At 45.7% G+C, this 17,139-nt stretch carries 14 protein-coding genes and 1 tRNA gene; 6 read left to right on the forward strand and 9 right to left on the reverse strand.

The genetic code is table 11. The annotated features are described in order from the left end of the window. On the forward strand, positions 1 to 2,226 hold a 2,226-nt coding region (locus tag ACESLU_RS04390), incomplete at its 5' end, for a TonB-dependent receptor (RefSeq protein WP_372635683.1). Between the two features lie 130 nt (positions 2,227 to 2,356). On the opposite strand, the gene ACESLU_RS04395 is transcribed toward ACESLU_RS04390, so the two are convergent. The 7 genes from ACESLU_RS04395 to ACESLU_RS04425 all read right to left on the reverse strand — a co-directional run bounded on the left by ACESLU_RS04395 (position 2,357) and on the right by ACESLU_RS04425 (position 8,987). Beyond that, positions 2,357 to 3,373 carry a DMT family transporter gene (locus ACESLU_RS04395; RefSeq protein WP_372635720.1) on the reverse strand — a complete coding sequence of 339 codons (1,017 nt, stop codon included), beginning with the start codon at positions 3,371 to 3,373 and terminating at the stop codon, positions 2,357 to 2,359. A gap of 13 nt (positions 3,374 to 3,386) precedes the next feature. Further along, a complete protein-coding gene (locus tag ACESLU_RS04400) occupies positions 3,387 to 3,935 on the reverse strand; it encodes a DUF2911 domain-containing protein (RefSeq protein ID WP_372635686.1) in 549 nt (182 codons plus the stop codon). A 378-nt stretch (positions 3,936 to 4,313) separates the two neighbouring features. Next, a complete protein-coding gene (msrA, locus tag ACESLU_RS04405; RefSeq protein ID WP_372635688.1) occupies positions 4,314 to 4,970 on the reverse strand; it encodes a peptide-methionine (S)-S-oxide reductase MsrA in 657 nt (218 codons plus the stop codon). A 119-nt stretch (positions 4,971 to 5,089) separates the two neighbouring features. Beyond that, positions 5,090 to 6,310 carry a beta-propeller fold lactonase family protein gene (locus tag ACESLU_RS04410; protein WP_372635691.1) on the reverse strand — a complete coding sequence of 407 codons (1,221 nt, stop codon included), beginning with the start codon at positions 6,308 to 6,310 and terminating at the stop codon, positions 5,090 to 5,092. Positions 6,311 to 6,423: 113 nt separating this feature from the next. Then, the gene (locus tag ACESLU_RS04415; protein ID WP_372635694.1) at positions 6,424 to 7,389 is read right to left on the reverse strand and encodes a carbohydrate-binding family 9-like protein; all 966 of its coding nucleotides are present in this window, start codon (positions 7,387 to 7,389) and stop codon (positions 6,424 to 6,426) included. A 149-nt stretch (positions 7,390 to 7,538) separates the two neighbouring features. After that, positions 7,539 to 7,754, reverse strand: coding sequence for a cold-shock protein (locus tag ACESLU_RS04420; protein WP_372635696.1), 216 nt, complete (start codon positions 7,752 to 7,754; stop codon positions 7,539 to 7,541). A 153-nt stretch (positions 7,755 to 7,907) separates the two neighbouring features. Further along, positions 7,908 to 8,987, reverse strand: a complete 1,080-nt coding sequence (locus tag ACESLU_RS04425; protein ID WP_372635699.1) for a 3-oxoacyl-ACP synthase III family protein — start codon at positions 8,985 to 8,987, stop codon at positions 7,908 to 7,910. A 468-nt stretch (positions 8,988 to 9,455) separates the two neighbouring features. On the opposite strand from ACESLU_RS04425, the gene ACESLU_RS04430 reads away from it, so the two are divergent. Together ACESLU_RS04430 and ACESLU_RS04435 are read left to right on the forward strand one after the other, a co-directional pair. Beyond that, positions 9,456 to 9,529, forward strand: a tRNA-Ile gene (locus tag ACESLU_RS04430). Positions 9,530 to 9,935: 406 nt separating this feature from the next. After that, a complete protein-coding gene (locus ACESLU_RS04435; RefSeq protein WP_372635702.1) occupies positions 9,936 to 11,666 on the forward strand; it encodes a DUF6577 family protein in 1,731 nt (576 codons plus the stop codon). Positions 11,667 to 11,748: 82 nt separating this feature from the next. On the opposite strand, the gene ACESLU_RS04440 is transcribed toward ACESLU_RS04435, so the two are convergent. Beyond that, positions 11,749 to 12,588 (reverse strand): nucleotidyl transferase AbiEii/AbiGii toxin family protein, encoded by an 840-nt coding sequence (locus tag ACESLU_RS04440; RefSeq protein WP_372635705.1) that lies wholly within the window; start codon positions 12,586 to 12,588, stop codon positions 11,749 to 11,751. Next, positions 12,566 to 13,561 carry a type IV toxin-antitoxin system AbiEi family antitoxin gene (locus ACESLU_RS04445; RefSeq protein ID WP_372635708.1) on the reverse strand — a complete coding sequence of 332 codons (996 nt, stop codon included), beginning with the start codon at positions 13,559 to 13,561 and terminating at the stop codon, positions 12,566 to 12,568. The genes ACESLU_RS04440 and ACESLU_RS04445 overlap by 23 nt, the downstream gene beginning before the upstream one ends. A 227-nt stretch (positions 13,562 to 13,788) precedes the next feature. Between ACESLU_RS04445 and ACESLU_RS04450 the strand changes: the two genes are divergently transcribed. The 3 genes from ACESLU_RS04450 to ACESLU_RS04460 all read left to right on the forward strand — a co-directional run. Beyond that, positions 13,789 to 15,942, forward strand: a complete 2,154-nt coding sequence (locus tag ACESLU_RS04450) for a DEAD/DEAH box helicase family protein (protein WP_372635712.1) — start codon at positions 13,789 to 13,791, stop codon at positions 15,940 to 15,942. Between the two features lie 240 nt (positions 15,943 to 16,182). Continuing rightward, positions 16,183 to 16,704: a hypothetical protein gene (locus tag ACESLU_RS04455; RefSeq protein WP_372635715.1), complete on the forward strand. Its 522-nt coding sequence runs from the start codon at positions 16,183 to 16,185 to the stop codon at positions 16,702 to 16,704. Next, positions 16,691 to 17,139, forward strand: a 449-nt coding sequence (locus ACESLU_RS04460) for a nucleotidyl transferase AbiEii/AbiGii toxin family protein (RefSeq protein WP_372635718.1), incomplete at its 3' end; no start/stop codon positions are given. The genes ACESLU_RS04455 and ACESLU_RS04460, both read left to right, overlap by 14 nt.

The following is a 17,139-nucleotide window of genomic DNA, read 5'->3' on the forward strand; positions in this document are numbered from 1 at the left end:
GATGAGGAAACCACAAAGATAAGAGTTACTTTTCTCGGCTATCAGACTAAAACGGTCGATGCGGGGGATGCAGAACCTCCCCTTTACATTACGATGAGACCGAGAACGATCATAAGTAACGCGATACTTGTGGAGGCCACCCGGGCCGGCGAGGCTTCACCGCTGGCGTACGAAAATGTGAGCCGCAGCGAGGTCAAAGCCAAAAACCTAGGCCGGGATATGCCCTATATGCTCGAAGGGACGCCTTCGGTAACCACCACCTCTGATGCGGGGGCCGGGATCGGTTATACCGGGCTGCGTATTCGGGGGGTTGACCAGCGGCGGATCAACGTCACGATTAACGGCATTCCCGTTAATGATGCCGAATCGCACGGGGTGTTCTGGGTCAATATGCCCGACCTGGCTTCATCGGTCGAAAATATACAGGTGCAGCGGGGCGTGGGCACCTCTTCGAACGGGTCCGCTGCTTTTGGAGCGACGATGAATATTCAGACTTCTCAAATGGAAGCCGAGCCCTACGGGGAAGTCAATACGTCCGCGGGTTCCTTTAATACCCGCAAAGCCAATGTGATGCTGGGGTCGGGACTGATGGACAACGGGTGGCAATTCCAGGGACGTCTCTCCCGGATCGAATCGGATGGGTATATTGACCGGGCGGATTCGGACCTGAAGTCGTTTTATCTGTCTGCGGCCCGGCCCGGCGATAACAGCTTGCTGCGAGCGGATATCTTCTCCGGCCGCGAGAAAACCTATCAGGCCTGGTATGGTGTGTCGGAGAGCAGGCTGGAGGGCGGTGACCGCACCCACAACCCGGCGGGCACGGAAAAGCCAGGGGAACCGTACGACAACCAAACCGATAACTACCAGCAGGATCATTACCAGCTGCACTACTCCTACCGGCTCTCGGAGAACTGGAATGCCAACTTTTCCGCCCATTATACCTATGGACGCGGTTATTATGAAGAATACAAAGCGGGCCAGTCGCTGGATGAATACGGCATTGATCCCATCCAGCTGCCCGATACGACGATTGGCGAGAGCGACCTTATCCGGAATTTATGGCTTGACAATCACTTTTACGGGGCTGTTTTTTCCACCGATTATGACATCGAAGACCGCTGGTCGGTCACCCTTGGCGGGGGATACAATGAATACGACGGGGACCACTTTGGCGAGGTCGTCTGGGCCCGGTACGCCGGCGACAGCGAAATCGGAGAACGCTATTATTTTAACAATGGATACAAGACTGATTTCAACACCTATCTTAAAGCACAATATCACTTCACCGATCACCTCACGGCCTACGGGGATGCCCAGGTCCGTCGCATCACCTATGACTTTTTGGGTAAAGATCGTCAACCGCAGCCGGGCGGGAGACAAGAGGTTGTTGATGTTCAGCAACACGATGCACTCACTTTCTTTAATCCGAAAGGGGGACTTACGTACCGTTTTAACAGTCGTCACCGGGCGTATGCCTCTTTCAGTATCGGCAACAAGGAACCGACCCGCGAAGAATATGTGGAATCCACGCCTGAAGATCGTCCCCGCCACGAAACGCTCTACGACTGGGAGGCCGGTTATAAGGGGGCCTTCGAGCGGTTTTACGTAGAGGCGAACTTCTATTATATGGACTACAGGGATCAGCTTATACTGACGGGCGAAATCAATGATGTGGGGGCTTATGTACGCCAAAATGTTCCCGACAGCTATCGCACAGGTGTGGAACTTCAGGGAGGCCTGCAGCTGTTGCCCAGCCTGGAATGGTCCGGCAACGCCACCTTCAGCCGCAATAAAATTCAGGATTACACGTACTACCTGGATAACTACGACTCCGGGGGACAGCAGGCAACGACTTACGAAAACACCGATATTGCCTTTTCACCCGGCTTCACCGGAAACTCCATGCTGCAATACCGCAGGGATGGGTTTTCGGCCGGATTGTCGACAAAGTATGTTTCGCGTCAATACCTGGATAATACGGGGTCCGGCAGCCGTTCGCTGGATCCGTATCTCATAAACGATCTGCGGTTGGGCTATAACTGGACAACGGTTCCGTTTGCCTCGCATGTCGAGGCGACCCTGATGGTGAATAACGTGTTTGATGAACGGTACGAATCCAATGGATACACCTATGGATATATTTCAGGGGACGAGGAACAATTCTTTAATTATTATTACCCGCAGGCGGGACGCAATTTTTTGCTGCAGCTGTCTTTTCATTTTTAGAATGCGTTAAGTGGATAGCTTCCCGTTAACCTTTCAGTGTCCGCATGACCTGAAAGCACTGTTTTAGTAAAGACGCTGTCGGGAGCCAGTGCCCATAGCGCGCTGCCAGACTTGTTACCGCTAACCAAACCTAATCTTGTTTGGCACTCGCAAACAGCGAGAGCGCCTCCTCCCGTTTTTGTTGTTCCCTGGGGGTCGCACCTGCCATGGAGTCTATGATCTGAATGAGGATAGCTCCGCCGATTATAAATGCGGCGGATATGATTTCAAGAGAGGACGGATTTTCCCCGATGCTGAGCCATGCGATCAGAAGAGCCGCAATGGGTACCAAATTACCATAGAGCACGACCTGGGTGGGACCCAGTTTTTTTAGAGCGCGCACTTTGATCCATTGTCCCATCCCCACGCCAACAGCGCCCCCGGCAAGGATGGCAATCCAGGTCCATACCCCCAGGCTACCCCAGCTTGTTTCCATAAGGGCCGGCGAAGCGATAAGCAGGTACAGCGACCCCCCGATAGCGGTGCGAAGGGCAACAATGGGGACCGACCCGTATACCCGGGCGAGGGGCTTTATCAGATGCAATTCAATGATGGTAAGTATTAAAGCCACAATCAGTACCAGGTCGCCCAGCCAGTACCCCTGCTCCGGGCGAAGCCCGTCCCAGGCTAAAATAATAGTCCCGGTAACCGCCAGGATAACACCGAGGTACCCATAACGTCCCATACGTTCCGTATTGAGCAGGTAGCCAAAGCCCGTGCTTACGGCCGGTCCCAGGGCCAGCCATAGCGAAGCCCTGGCCCCATGGGTGAGACCAAGTCCCTCAATACCCAGCCACGGGGCCAGTGTGGCTCCAATAACGGAAATCAGCAGCAGCCGGGGCCAGTGTCTTTTATGGATGTCCGGCAGAAAAGAAATGGATCGGGACCTGCGCTTGCATTCCGCCCGATATTGCAGGTACAATACCGCAAATAAAGCGAGGCCGCCCATCGCAAAACGAGAAACACTAAATGCAATGGGCGACATCTCTTTGAGGGCAATTTCGGCCAATATGAAATTGGCACCCCAGAGGAAGGTGAAAAATAATAAAATCCCATGATGGGGAAGCGTCCCACCATGAGAAGAAGTATTTGGGGGTTTATTTGAGATATATAACGGTTATTTAAACTTCAATCGTGAAAGGCACTTTTACATCATCCCACCGCAGCACGGCCGTGCCGGAATCTTCAGAAACATCTTCAAAATGAAACATCATCTGTTCGATATGCTCCGCTGTTTCCGGTTCGGTTTGGACACGAAGTATATCCTGTCCCTCTTCGTACTGGGTCCCCCAGGATATGTTAGTATTGAAGATGATCGTCCATTGATCTTTCCCGGGTATCGTGTACAGCGAGTAGGTACCGGCCGCAAGTTCTTCCCCCTCTATCGTCACGTCATCAGAGAAGGAGATGGTCGTAGATTCATTGGCTCCGGTTCGCCATACCTCTCCAAACGGTACCAATGAGCCTCCAAAGATTTCGCGGTCATTTACCCCCGGACGACCGTAGGCGATTGTTACTTCGGTCGTTCCGATCGTTTGACTTACCGAGGCATTGGGACTGACTCTTGCTTCTTCATTACCGCGTTCCTGGGCCATTGCCGGCGTTTGGAATACCGAGATGATTAATCCAATGCAACCAATGATCGCAGGTATTGTTAGTCGATTAGTCATAGATAGTCGTTGTTTTTAAGTTAGGGTTCACCATCGTGTTTGCTGTATCATGCTATTCTAAGTCCGACTTCTCCCATTCTCCATTTTCTGTTCTCGATCCTCTATTCTCCATTCTCTGTTTCCTATCTTCTATCCTTTATCCTCTTTCTCCCATATCAGCTATAAATTATATTATATCATGTTCAGGAAACAAAGCGGAGTTAACGCACTTCCTGTTTGTCAGAAGCCCTTGCAAAACTGTTCTTTTGACCAATGTCGGCGTTATCGGTCGGTTGAAATGCTCACATATAAGCTCATATGCTGCGATTCCAACCTCCCTCTGGCCTTGACCTTTCCCGATGCTTCGGGACTGGTTTTTCAACAGGCTTCTGCTACATCCTAACTATCCTTGAGCATATGTGAAAAATCCTTCCGAAATTTTTTGAGCTTTGGTGCAATAACCACTGTACAGTACCCTGCATTGGGATTATTTTCGTAATAGTTCTGATGATAGTTCTCCGCTTTGGAATAATTGGAGATCGGTTCTATTTCTGTTACAATCGGATCCTCCCATAAGTCAGATTGATCGGTTTTTTTCAGCGATTTTTCCGCAATCTCCTTTTGCTCGTCATTATGGTAAAAAATTACCGATCGATATTGCGGACCTACATCGGCCCCCTGTCGATTTTTTGTGGTGGGATTATGCGTGTGCCATAACACCTCCAGTAACTGTTCGTAGGAGACTACAGACGGATCGTAAACAATACGGGTGACTTCGGCATGGCCGGTGCTGCCCGAAGAAACCTGCCGGTAGGTAGGATTTTTTTTCTGTCCCCCGGCATAGCCGGCCACTACGCTCTTAACGCCTTTTACTTCTTCAAAAATAGCTTCAACACACCAGAAGCACCCGGCGCCAAAGGTAGCTTCCTGCAGTGTTTCATCGGTCGGTTGAATATTTTCTTCCTGCATAGATGTAGAGGTTGTCTTTTGAGCTTTAGAATTACAAGCCGCGAAAAGTAACATGCCTGCCAGCAATAAGGTGTATCGTTTATTCATAACTAAGAATTCGTTATCGGCCTGTTCCCATTCACTTACTACACTAACAATATCGAATGAGATTTTATTCCCTGTATTAGTAACTCATTTAATGATTGAATGTTGTTGAGCGACAGGGTTTATTCTTCGATATCGATAACATACTGGGTCAGGCAGACCGGCATTGGTACTTCGATCTGCTGCCCGGTATAACTGAGCTCACCGGTTGCCTTATTTCTCTCAAAGACTACGATATTGTCGTCATCCATATTGGCAACCAGCACATATGTGCCCTCCCGGTCTATCATAAAATTGCGGGGATGTCCGCCGCGCGTCGGCTCGTGACCTACCAGTGAAAGCTTGCCGCTGTTCTGATCAATCTCATAAAGTACCAGGCTGTCATGTCCCCGGTTAGAGGCATACAAAAACCGGCCATCCGGAGAAATGTGGATATCGGCTGCCGAATTGCCGGGTTCCTCGTACGTTTCCGGGAGCATGGAAATACGCTGAATCTCTGTGAGTGCTCCCGTGGAGGGATCGGTCTGAAAAACGGCCACCGTCGAGCTGAGTTCCTCTGCCGAATAAGCATAGTTGCTATCAGGGTGAAACGTGAAATGCCGGGGCCCCGATCCGGGGGTGCTTTCAGCGTACGGTACTTCAGCGGGATTTAACTCCCCGCTGTTTTGATCTACTTCATAAATCATGATGCGGTCGGTCCCCAGGTCGGAGACATAAATAAAGCGGCCGTCCGCCGAGGGGATGGCCGAATGCACGTGCGGAGCATTCTGTCGCTCTTTATTGACGCTGTTGCCCTCATGCTGCACCACATCGACGGCCTGACCCAGGCTGCCGTCTTCGGGATCGATGGCAAAGACACTCAGGTTTCCCCCGCTGTAATTGGACACATAGGCAAAACGTCCCTTTGGGTCCACGCTTACATGCGCAGGTCCCTGGCCTTCCACAGACTGTTCATTGATCAGCGAAAGCATCCCTGTCTCCCGGTCGATCCGGTAGGCTGATATTGTTCCATGATCGGAATCCTCAGCAAAGGCCTCATCACTGACCGAATATAAATAAGTTCCTTCCGGGTGCAGGGCCTGAAAATCAGGGGCCTCCCGGTCGCTCACGGTTTGCAGCTGGTCAAGCGCCCCTGTCTCCCGGTCAAACTCATAGACATAGAGTCCCTCGCCGCCCCTGCCGGCAAAAGTGCCGACATAAATGACTTCTTCGGAAGCTCGTTCTTGTATCAGCTGCTGCTGTTGGGCTTTTTTCTTTTCCTCTTCCCCTGATTCCGCACAGCCCGCCAGTCCCACGACAAGCAAGCCTATTGAAAACAGAACTGAATTTATTTTTATCTTCATTTTATCTCAATTTTTTCAACTATATAGTTAACGTTCGGTAGAAGGTTTGGCAACGCCATTCTTTTGATCCGTTGCTGTTTTTTTCGAGCATTCAACATCCTTTTTCTCCTCAGCTACCGCCCAAAGGGGCTGGTCATATCCGAGAAAATGACCCGTCCGAAATCTTCGGGCACATGAAAATCAGGCTTGGCCGTTTGGCTGGGGGACCACTGGCTGAATTGTTCATTGCGATTTCCACCCAAACGGTTTAGATTCAAATGCCACACATCTCCTTTTTCAGGCGGGGTATGCCGGGCCACCTGTGCAAAGTTTTTAAAGGGAATGGCGGCCTCCAGGATCCAGTACTCGTCCCTGTCGCTGTCGTCATTCAGTGTACCTTTGATGGTGGTCTTGATCCGAATGCCTTTACCGTCCCAGTTTTCTCTGCGGTTTGCTGCCGGTTGGCCGGACTGAAAGTTATCCAGGAAGATACCCAGCACGTTCATTTCAATATTGAAATAAGCCCGGGGCCGGTCGGGATTTGGCGCCGTAAAAACCTCCACGGCATCGTCTAAATACACCGCTGAATCGCGCTCCGTATGTTCCGCCCAGATATATTCGTCTTCACAAATGAAAGCCACATACAGATGCGTATCGTCCCACAATAACTTTGCTACGGTCTGTTCCCTTTTTCCGCTCTCGTACCATGGAAAAACAAACGATCCCACATCGGGCGCTCCGGTCCAGGCGGGTTCATCCAGTTGTCCATCAATCTCAATCGGGGTACCAGACCGGTAGACCGTATATTCCGGGGCATCCTGCGCCTGCAGGGGAATGGGCTGTCCGATGGCTACAGCCAGTAACAACAGAAGCAGACGATATACCATTAAGTGCAGGGAGATATGCATATCCATTCCATCCCGTGAAATTTGTTGGTTTGAGAAAAAGGTAATATACATTTTTAAAAGAAATATTTGGAACGCGTTGTGCTGTTTGTTTTCAAATAGCCTTTCAGTGTCTACAAGATCCGGAAAAATCGTAAGCGACAGCGTGGCCGCCACATCATATTTATAGACCGCCCGGAAAAGACGTTGGAGCATATTGTTTAGCCGCTTATCTTAACCGCACGCCGGATTATTTAAAAAAATATAGTTTGGAGGAGGACCGGGTAAAAAAGAGAGGAAATAAAAAAAGCCTGTTTCCGTAAAGAAACAGGCTCTGAAAATGTAAGTTAGATCTAAAATCGGATCTATTTGTAATCCAGGCTTTTAACGTTGGTAGCGCTTAGACCTTTGGGGGTTTCTTCAACGTCAAACTCTACAGCTTCACCGTCTTCAAGTCCCTGATTATAATCCAGACTCTCAATGTTATTTCGATGAACGAAAACATCTTTGCTTCCGTCATCGGGTTTGATAAATCCAAATCCTTTTTGTGTGTCGAAAAATTTTACTTTGCCTTGTGCCATGTCTTGTATTATGTCTTTATGCACCTATGGGCTTTATTAATGAAAGGAGTTGGTTTAACGCGTCTTTTCAATATATACACTCGGTAGGTGGGTAATTAATTATAACACAGTCAAAGTAACGCTAATCCAGCGGAATTCCTATTTAAAAGTTATTTATTTTTCCCGGTACACCACAGCGTTGATATTCATGCCGGCTCCCACGGAAGCGAAGACCAAAATATCGCCACTGGAAATTTGATGATTATCCAATTTATTACTCCGTATCAGGTCCAGCAGGGTGGGGATCGTGGCTACGGAGGTATTTCCCAGCCATGAAATAGTCATCGGCATAAGAGAGGGCGGAACCTCGGATATATTATAAAGTTTTAGCAGGCGCTGCAGAATGGCCTCATCCATCTTGGCATTCGCCTGGTGGATCAGTACCTTGGCTACATCCTTAATAGTGAGTCCGGCCTGCTCCAGCGATCGTTTAACGACCCCCGGTACCCGTTTAAGGGCATATTGATAGAGCTTGCGTCCCTGCATCTTGAGGAACAACCGGTCATCCTCTCTTTCATTAAAAGAGAGCCCCATGGTCAGATAATCGGCCTCGGGATTGGTGTCGGTCCGGGCGGCGTGAGAAAGAATGCCGACCGGTTGTTCCCCGGACGTGGCTCCCAGCACCGTGGCGCCGGCCCCATCGGCATAAATCATGCTGTCGCGGTCGTGGGGATCGCAAACCCGGGAGAGCGTTTCCGATCCGATCACCAGGACCTGTTCGGCATCACCACTTTGGATATAGTAGTTCGCCTGGATGAGTCCCTGCAGCCATCCCGGACATCCGAAGGGCAGATCGTAAGCTATACATTGCGGGTTGTGAATGGCCAGTTTCTGCTTGACGCGGGAAGCCAGGCTGGGGACCATATCCACCTTCGGGTTGTCCGCCCGCAGGTCGCCGAAATTGTGGGCAACGATAATATAGTCCAGGGCTTCTTTGTCCAGGTCAGCATCGGCCAGTGCTTTTTCAGCGGCAAGGGTCGCCATGTCGGAGGTCAGCAGGTCATCCGGCGCGTATCTTCGCTCCCTTATGCCGGTAATGGCCTCGAATTTTTCGATAATCTCCTCGTTGCTTCGATCGTAAGGCTTTCCGTTGGCATCCAGGAAGGTATGCTTCAGGAAATCACTGTTGGGGACCTTTTCAGGGGGAATGTAGCATCCGGTTCCGGTAATTACAGCAGAAGGTTGTTTGTTCATAATCAACTATCTAATCAGGCTTCAAGTTCAATTCGCATAAAACAGCTTTCGTGATGGCATAACAGCGCGCTCCCTGTGCACGGAATGAGCAGATCGTCCCGCTGCCTGAGAGCGGGTTGTGCTGCAAGCATTTGTCCAAGAGGGTCATCCATGCCGGGAATAAGGTCCAGGCAATATATCCCTGATCATCTTCCTTAAAGAGGGAGATTCGTTCATACCATCAGCCGCCGCATTAAATACATTTACAGTATGTTATAATAACAAAAAAGTTGACCAGTATTGAGAGGGAATAATAATATTTATTGCGCTTTTCATTCCCAGATAAAAAGTCCCACGAAGATCAAGGATGCAATAAAAAGACTTTTTCCGCCGTTTACTTTTTCTTTTCTGAAACCTTGTAAGAGGTGGCAAAAACCGTTAATTTAAGCGCCGATATTTCTGTTCGGGTGCATCCAGATCCAGACACACGGGCCCGTAGCTCAGTTGGTTAGAGCAGTCGACTCATAATCGATTGGCCGGGGGTTCAAGTCCCTCCGGGCCCACTTTTTATTCCTTTCTTTAAATCCCTAAAAAATACCCTTTATACCATTTAAACGGCCATTTTAGGCACTCATCTTCTCTTTGTGGTAAAATTTCTGCGTGAAAGTATTTCACTTTTTGTAATAAATTACGTAAATAGTTGGTACAAAAGTTGGTACATTCGTTCACTGATCGTAGAAAAATGGGCCAACCCTCCATACTGTACACTAAAAATTTATTGCAGAATTGTACTCAAATGTTGTAAAGGACCAAAAACCTCCAACCAACAGACTCTAAATTCGAGAATGAGTATGGATAGTCTAAAAAAGAGGAAGAGTACGTATTACATTCGTTTTTTTTAAAAGTGAGTAGAGAGAGAAAGCGGAATCCTGAGCTTAGGGACTAAGATTAAAAGGGAAGCTCAAAAAAATGTCGATTGAATATGAAGGAAAGTTTGAACGAGGTGAAATTGATCCTTTCAATGGATGGACTCCAGGGAAGGAAGCTAAAAAGAAAAGACAAAAGCTTCGGGGAAAGTATGTGGCCTTGCATAAAGCGGCGGATCAATTTATTGAAGAACGTAGCCAAGCTAATCAGACGACCAAAGATAACTATCGACGACACTTAGATATGCTAGAAGACCAGCTCGGTCGAACGATGCCGGTTACGGAAATTATGGAGAAGGATATCCGTGAATTCTGCTTCCGGGATGATTTAGCACCGGCAACCCAGGCAAGTTATCTTCGACACTTGAAGGTTTTCTTCAAATGGATGCATGAAAAAGAAATTCTAAAGGAAGATCTTGCTGCCGACATTAAACCGCCCAAGGTGCCGCAAAAAATTGCCGGGAAGACCATTTCGCGTGAGGGATTGGATGAAGTTTTCAAGGCCTTTGATAAGTTTTACAAAGAACAAAAAGAAAAAGGATATGTAACCAAGCCTCACCAGATGCGTTTATGGTTTAAGCCGATGATTAATACCATGTATTACTGTGGATTAAGAGCCAGTGAGGCCGTTAATCTGAAATGGAGTGATATTGACTTAGAAGGGAATCCCAATGATCCGGAAGATCTGGGACAGATACGAATTACTAATTCGGATGACAATACTACGAAGTCCGGAAAAGAGCGCGTAATTCCGATTAAAGAGCCGCTAAAACCTTGGTTGGTGCAATGGCATAAGAAGCAGGGTGAACCAAGTGATGGGTACGCATTCCCAAGCTCAACGGGATTAAATAAGTACCAGGGGATGAGTGCCGGTTCGCTTTCCCGATCATTTAAAAAATTCGTCAAAAAAGCTGAAGGTGTTCCGAATTCTGTAACTCTACACGGTTTGCGACACTCCTGTGCTACGGACTTGCTTCGAAAGAGAGTTCCTATCCATATTGTCCAAAAGATTATGGGACACTCTTCCATAGATGTTACTCAAATTTATGAGCATTTGGGCCGATTTAGAGACCAAAAAGCGGTCTCAATAGAAGAGTTATATCAATTTTATAAAGAAAAAGAACCAAACCTACTCCGAAGTACATTAAGATGGCGTGTTTACGAGTTAAATGATAAAGGCATTCTTAGCAGAGTAAAGAGAGGTGTATATAGGCTGGGGGCAGAAGTTAGGGAATGGAAGCCAGAAAGATCCAAGGAGTTGAGGACTATTGATTCCAAGCTTCGAAAGGAGTTTCCATACCTCACGTTTTGTATCTGGTCCACAAAGTGGCTTTTAAACTTTACGCAGCATTTGCCCACGAAATATTTTACTCTCGTCGATACAGAGCGTGATACGGAAGAGTCAATTTTTTATTACCTGCAAAATACTCGAAAAGATTCCGGGGTGTTTCTTAAACCCAGCAGAGATGAAGTACAGAAATATTTAGGTAGTTCAGAAAACCTTTTGGTCATCCGGCCACTGATCAGTCAATCCCCCTTAATGACGGTAAATGAAGTCCAGGTACCCAAGTTGGAGAAAATGATGGTTGACCTGGTAGCGGACGAGGTTTTATTTGATGCTTTTCAGGGAAAAGAGCTTAAAACCATATGCAGTAATATTGTGGATAAATATGATGTAAATATAAGTACCTTAAAGAGATATGCCCAGCGACGTAACAAGTGGGATGGAGTAAAACAATATTTAAAAGAGACTAATGAACAGATTTTAAGCTGAAAATGATTTCAGAAAAATGTCACCAAGAAAATTGGATTCAAAAATGAGATGTGAGGGACTTGTTAATACCGATCTATAATTCTTATTGCTTGATTCCTTGTGCCACTTCTCCCAATAATTTTTTGGCTTGCTCAACAGTAAAGTTTGCATTTTGAGCCATTAATTCGGGGATTCTGTGGTGATACTTTTTAGATAGAGACAAAATATTAAGAACTCGGTTTCTCAAAGTTTCATTATCAGAAATAATAGCATTCAATTTTCGGCCGATCACATAAGCTGCAATGTCTATCAATTCAAAATCTCCCTGGGTAAATAAATCGTTATGTTTGTTATATATCAGACTACTCTCTATATGAAAATAGTGGCGGATTATAATGCCAATATCTTTGATGTCTTGAGTGCGTTTCTCTGGACGATCATCGAAGGCGATTAGTTTCAGTAAAATAATGGAGGTAAGGGAGGCAATTTTAAAAGTAAGGCCCTCATCAGTTAAGATTGGTGCCAAGCCTTGTTGGTAGATTTCCTTAAAGCCATTAACATGAACCCTTGTAAGTCCGTCTCCCTCTACTTCGACTGCTTCATCAATTTCTACAGATCCAAATGGTAGTAGATCTACGGGGTAACCATAGGGTGTCAGTAACGCAAACGCATTTGTTGAGACTTCTTGAAAATCGTGTTCTTTAATTAGTGTAGACTTGATCTCTTCGTAATCTCTGGACTCCGAAATAAATATGGCTAAATCGACATCTCTTGTAGCCCTGGTTTGGATCTCCTCTTTTGATAGCCACATATCTTTCGCCAAGGCTCCAATGACATAAAAATCCACGTCAAATTTTTGAAAAACTTTTTCAAGTATTTCAATGACATCCTTTAATCCTTCTTGATTGAAATTGGATAACTTAATCTTGTATGAACTCGCCATATATTTTTTCAGCTATTTTAAAATTGCGTTCATCGCCGGTCAAGATTAAGTCTGCGTAGATTGCTAAAGGAGGGGCAGTTTCTTTTCCCTTTTCAATACTCCAGAATGGCTCGTAAACTTGGATAGTACCATCAGGATCAGGCTTTAGCCTGAATTTTTTCATTATATTACCCTTAGTATGAGTTGTGAAAAGAGTTAGATCCTGTGGCTTTAACATTCCAGTAAGTAAATCTGCACCAGCCTCTCCGCCCCATACTGTTTGGTCATCAAGTTCCATCTTTTTCCAATTAGCAGCCTCTTCTTTATCAATGAAGGCAAATGTACCTTTGTGTAGCTTTGGTTTTAGCTCTTGTTCATAAGCACCGATCCACTCATCAATTAATGCATCTTTACGTACTAACTGATAGTTCTTTTCGTCCTTTTTAACCAGATACTTTCTTTTCTTAAGTCCATTGATGACATAACCAATGGTACCCAACGCTACATCCGCAGCTTCGGCAATTTCTCTATACGTTTTCTGAATCCACTCTTCATCGAGAAGAAATAAAAAGACTACTTTCAATCCCGTCTTGGTAAAGGCCCGATCTCTTTCAACTTTAACATGGAATGTCTCGTTGTGGTCCACAAAGAGAAAATGATCTTTGGTTCTGATGTACATATTACCAGCCCCATCAATCCAGTTGATCCCTTTATTTTTAAGCTTCTCTTTTATATTCGGAAAAATTTGTCCTCCAATTAACAGAAATGGCTTATTAGTTTTGGCCAACTCATAAATTCTAGGTAGCTGGTGGGTTCGGACTTCTTTCTTTATTTCTGCAAAAAAATCCAACGTCTCATCTGGAAGGTGTAGCTTTACCTTTGCATCTACTTGATGTACATCTTGGATATACTTCTCTCGTTCCTCAATTTCTAGTTTAAATTGGGTAAGCTTTTCAAGGTTTTCTTGTGCTAAGGGAAGTATATCGGCTTCCATTTGTTCATTTTTTGTTTATGTTCACGTTCCGTGAACGCTGTAAATTAATGAACAGAAGTATAACTTACAACACTTCATGACCATTAGTATAGTTCGCTTTATAAATATCCGGAGTGAAGCTTAATTAAAATTGTCAAACCTCTACAGGTGATTAAAAGGTAATTAGGTTCAAGTATTATTTTATATAACTTATAAAAGCAGAATGATGATATCATTGATTTTTTTCCATGAGAATATCGAAACAGCATATTAATCTGTTCCAATCCCTTTTTAAAGGCCGGGAAGATGTCTATGCCCTCCGGTGGAAAAATGAGGATTGGGACGGATACATGCCCGCCTATAACGTGGACTGGGACAAATACGAAAAGCATAAGGCGCTGGGTGGCACCTTTCAGACCTTCAAGCACAAAGAACTTTCCCCGCTTACTCCGGCCGTTATCCGAAAGCACCTGTCGGGAAAGGAAACGGTCGGCATCTATCCCTTATTGAAAGATAATACTTCTTGGCTGCTGGCCGCCGATTTTGATAAGGAAAGCTGGATGAAGGATAGCCACCAGTTTTTGCGGGTATGTGAGCAGCATCAAATTCCCGCCTACTTGGAACGTTCCCGCTCCGGGAATGGTGGACACGTATGGATCTTTTTACAACAACCTAATCCTGCTTGGAAAAGCAGAAAGATAGCTTTTCATCTATTACGGGAGGCGGGTATTCTGTCAGAGTTTGAAAAAGATGCAAGTTTCGATCGGCTGTTTCCTAGTCAGGATTATCATTCAGGCAAAGGCTTGGGTAACCTCATTGCCCTGCCACTGAATAAAAAATGGATGGCTGAGGGGAATACTTGTTTTATAGATCCCGAAACCGGTGACCCGTTCAGTAATCAATGGAAGTTTCTGGCAGAAATGCAGAAAGTATCTACTTCACAGTTGGACCAGCTATATGATTCAGTTGAAAATTCATCTTCTCCTTCTCATGCGTCCTGCAGCCGGTCAGACGGAGAACTGCAAATCCTACTCGACAATCAGGTGTGGTTAAATAGGAACAACATGCCTCCTTCGGTTATCAGCTATATCCGGGATCAGTTAAACTATGTCAACTCAGACTATCTTATGAAAAAGAAGCTGGGAAGGAGCACTTGGCAGACGGAGAGGTATTTTAACCTGATTGGGGAGAAGGAAAAACATGTAATCATACCACGGGGATTCCTTCCCAATTTAATTGCTTATTGCAAGGAACGGGGAATTCCATATCACATCGATGACCAGCGCCAAAAGAGGTCACCGGTAACCTACCAATCGAGCATTAAACTGTATCCACACCAGAAGAAAGCCCTGGAACCAACCTCAAAGAAAGATTTTGGTGTGATCGTGGCACCGCCGGGATCGGGCAAAACCATTATGGGACTTGAACTCATTGCTCGCAAAAAGCAGCCGGCATTAATAATTGTACACCGCAAACAACTGTTTGACCAGTGGATCGAACGTGTCGAATCGTTTTTGAGTATTCCCGAGAAAGAGATCGGGAAGTTCTCCGGTTCCCATAAAAAGCAAGGAAAGGATATTACAGTCGGGATGGTTCAAACACTGAAACAACACGGGGAAAGCGACAAGATCCTGGAATCGTTCGGCACTATTATCGTGGATGAGTGCCATCATATTCCGGCCAAAACGTTTCGGGAAACTATTACCCGGTTTAGCTCCTATTATTTGTATGGGCTCACGGCTACTCCGATGCGTAAGAACAATGATGAGGATCTGATTTATGTGTTCATAGGAAATATTATTTCCGAAATTACAGCTGACTTTCTGGACGATGATAAATCGGCCACGATTCAGATAAACATCAGGGAAACCGGTCTTCAGGCTCCCTTCGATTATCGTATTGATGACTATGAAACCCTATCCCGGATTCTTGTACACGATACCGCCCGGAATCAGTTAATTTTGGATGATCTGATCAAGGTGATCGACCAGAAAAAAACGGTGTTGCTGCTCACCGAACGGAAATCTCATATTGAAGTATTGAACCTGTATTTGAAGGATCGGTTTGAAACGATTACCCTGAGTGGCGATGACTCCAAAGGCGGCCAGCAATCCAAGATGAAACAGATCCAGGCCGGTCACTTTCAAATTGTCCTTTCCACCGGTCAATTTTTTGGAGAAGGCGTTGACGTGGACCGGTTCGACTGTTTGTTTCTGGTGTATCCGTTTGCTTTTAAGGGCAAACTTATTCAGTATATTGGACGAATCACGCGGTCGAATCAGATTCCGATCATTTATGATTATCGTGATCGGAAAATCGAGTATTTTGAAAAGCTATTCAGAAAACGAAACCGTTTTTACGATGAAATCCGGAAAGCCAACCAGATGACGATGGATTTATAAATCAAATTATTGTCAATAAGTAGTATTTTTTGACGAAAATTTGGAGCGGTAATTTATCTTCCTCCAGAAGGATTAGTAGTGGATAACTTATTTTTGTTTCTAAAAATTGTTATTTTTAACAAAAAATAGAAACGAATGATATGAACTACCCTGAATTCCGGGACGAAATGAAAGCCTTTCCCAGTTTTTTCGGTTCGGGAAATTGAGAAACATTTTCCTGGCTTTGACAGCCGACGGCTGGTGGAGTGGCAGGAAAAAGGCTATATCCAAAAACTACGGAACCGCTACTACTATTTCTCCGATCAGGAGGTCGATGAGCCTTTTCTGTACTACACGGCGAACGAACTGTATCATCCGTCTTATGTATCATTGGAGTCAGCTTTATCACGATATGGCTTTATTCCAGAGGGGGTGTTTCAGGTCACCTCCTGTACTACACTAAAAACGAATTCATTTAACACGCCTGTTGGTAGGTTTACTTATCGTCACTTAAAACCTTCACTTTTCTTTGGATATCAGCTTGAAGAGTGGAACGATCATCGGTACGCTATGGCGGGACCCGAAAAAACCTTGATTGATTATTTATATCTGCATCATGAAGTAAAAGAGACAGCAGATCTTGAAGCTTTACGTTGGAATACCGTGGAGATCAATAATCGCATTTCGATGAAAACCCTCAATAGCTATGAAGCCCATATCAATTCTCCGGCTTTAAGTAGACGACTTACTACCTTAAAAACATATCTTAATGCTACCACTTAGCGAAATTCGTCCCTATTTCTCAGAAGAGCTGCATCGTTTCCCTCGCTTTATGCTTCGGGAATACCTGCAATATAAGATATTGGAAATTTTATACGAGAGCTCATATGCAACGGATCTGTATTTCCTTAGAGGAACCTGCCTTCGCATTGTACATGGGAACCGACGTTTTTCGGAAGATCTGGATTTTGATAATATTTCCCTGGAAGAAGATGCCTTTAAAGAAGTAGCCAAGGAAATACAAAAAGGTCTTGAGCGGGAAGGGTATGAGGTTGAGCTTAAGACGGTGATGAAAGGGGCTTGGCATTGTCACATTAAGTTTCCGGGATTGCTGTTTGATGAAGGGTTATCCGGACATCAGGAAGAGAAAATATTGATCCAGTTGGATACGGAACCTCAGCACTTTGAATATGAGCCCGAGCAATTTTTACTAAACCG

This window comes from Fodinibius sp. (genome assembly GCF_041642155.1).
Taxonomy (GTDB): Bacteria; Bacteroidota; Rhodothermia; order Balneolales; family Balneolaceae; genus Fodinibius.

What these genes read in the sequence shown, in the direction of transcription:
- ACESLU_RS04400 (WP_372635686.1), bottom strand. Translation starts at nt 3,935, where the DNA reads ATGACTAATCGACTAACAATACCTGCGATCATTGGTTGCATTGGATTA.
- msrA (WP_372635688.1), bottom strand. Translation starts at nt 4,970, where the DNA reads ATGAATAAACGATACACCTTATTGCTGGCAGGCATGTTACTTTTCGCG.
- ACESLU_RS04410 (WP_372635691.1), bottom strand. Translation starts at nt 6,310, where the DNA reads ATGAAGATAAAAATAAATTCAGTTCTGTTTTCAATAGGCTTGCTTGTC.
- ACESLU_RS04415 (WP_372635694.1), bottom strand. Translation starts at nt 7,389, where the DNA reads ATGCTCCAACGTCTTTTCCGGGCGGTCTATAAATATGATGTGGCGGCC.
- ACESLU_RS04420 (WP_372635696.1), bottom strand. Translation starts at nt 7,754, where the DNA reads ATGGCACAAGGCAAAGTAAAATTTTTCGACACACAAAAAGGATTTGGA.
- ACESLU_RS04425 (WP_372635699.1), bottom strand. Translation starts at nt 8,987, where the DNA reads ATGAACAAACAACCTTCTGCTGTAATTACCGGAACCGGATGCTACATT.
- ACESLU_RS04435 (WP_372635702.1), top strand. Translation starts at nt 9,936, where the DNA reads ATGTCGATTGAATATGAAGGAAAGTTTGAACGAGGTGAAATTGATCCT.
- ACESLU_RS04440 (WP_372635705.1), bottom strand. Translation starts at nt 12,588, where the DNA reads ATGGCGAGTTCATACAAGATTAAGTTATCCAATTTCAATCAAGAAGGA.
- ACESLU_RS04445 (WP_372635708.1), bottom strand. Translation starts at nt 13,561, where the DNA reads ATGGAAGCCGATATACTTCCCTTAGCACAAGAAAACCTTGAAAAGCTT.
- ACESLU_RS04450 (WP_372635712.1), top strand. Translation starts at nt 13,789, where the DNA reads ATGAGAATATCGAAACAGCATATTAATCTGTTCCAATCCCTTTTTAAA.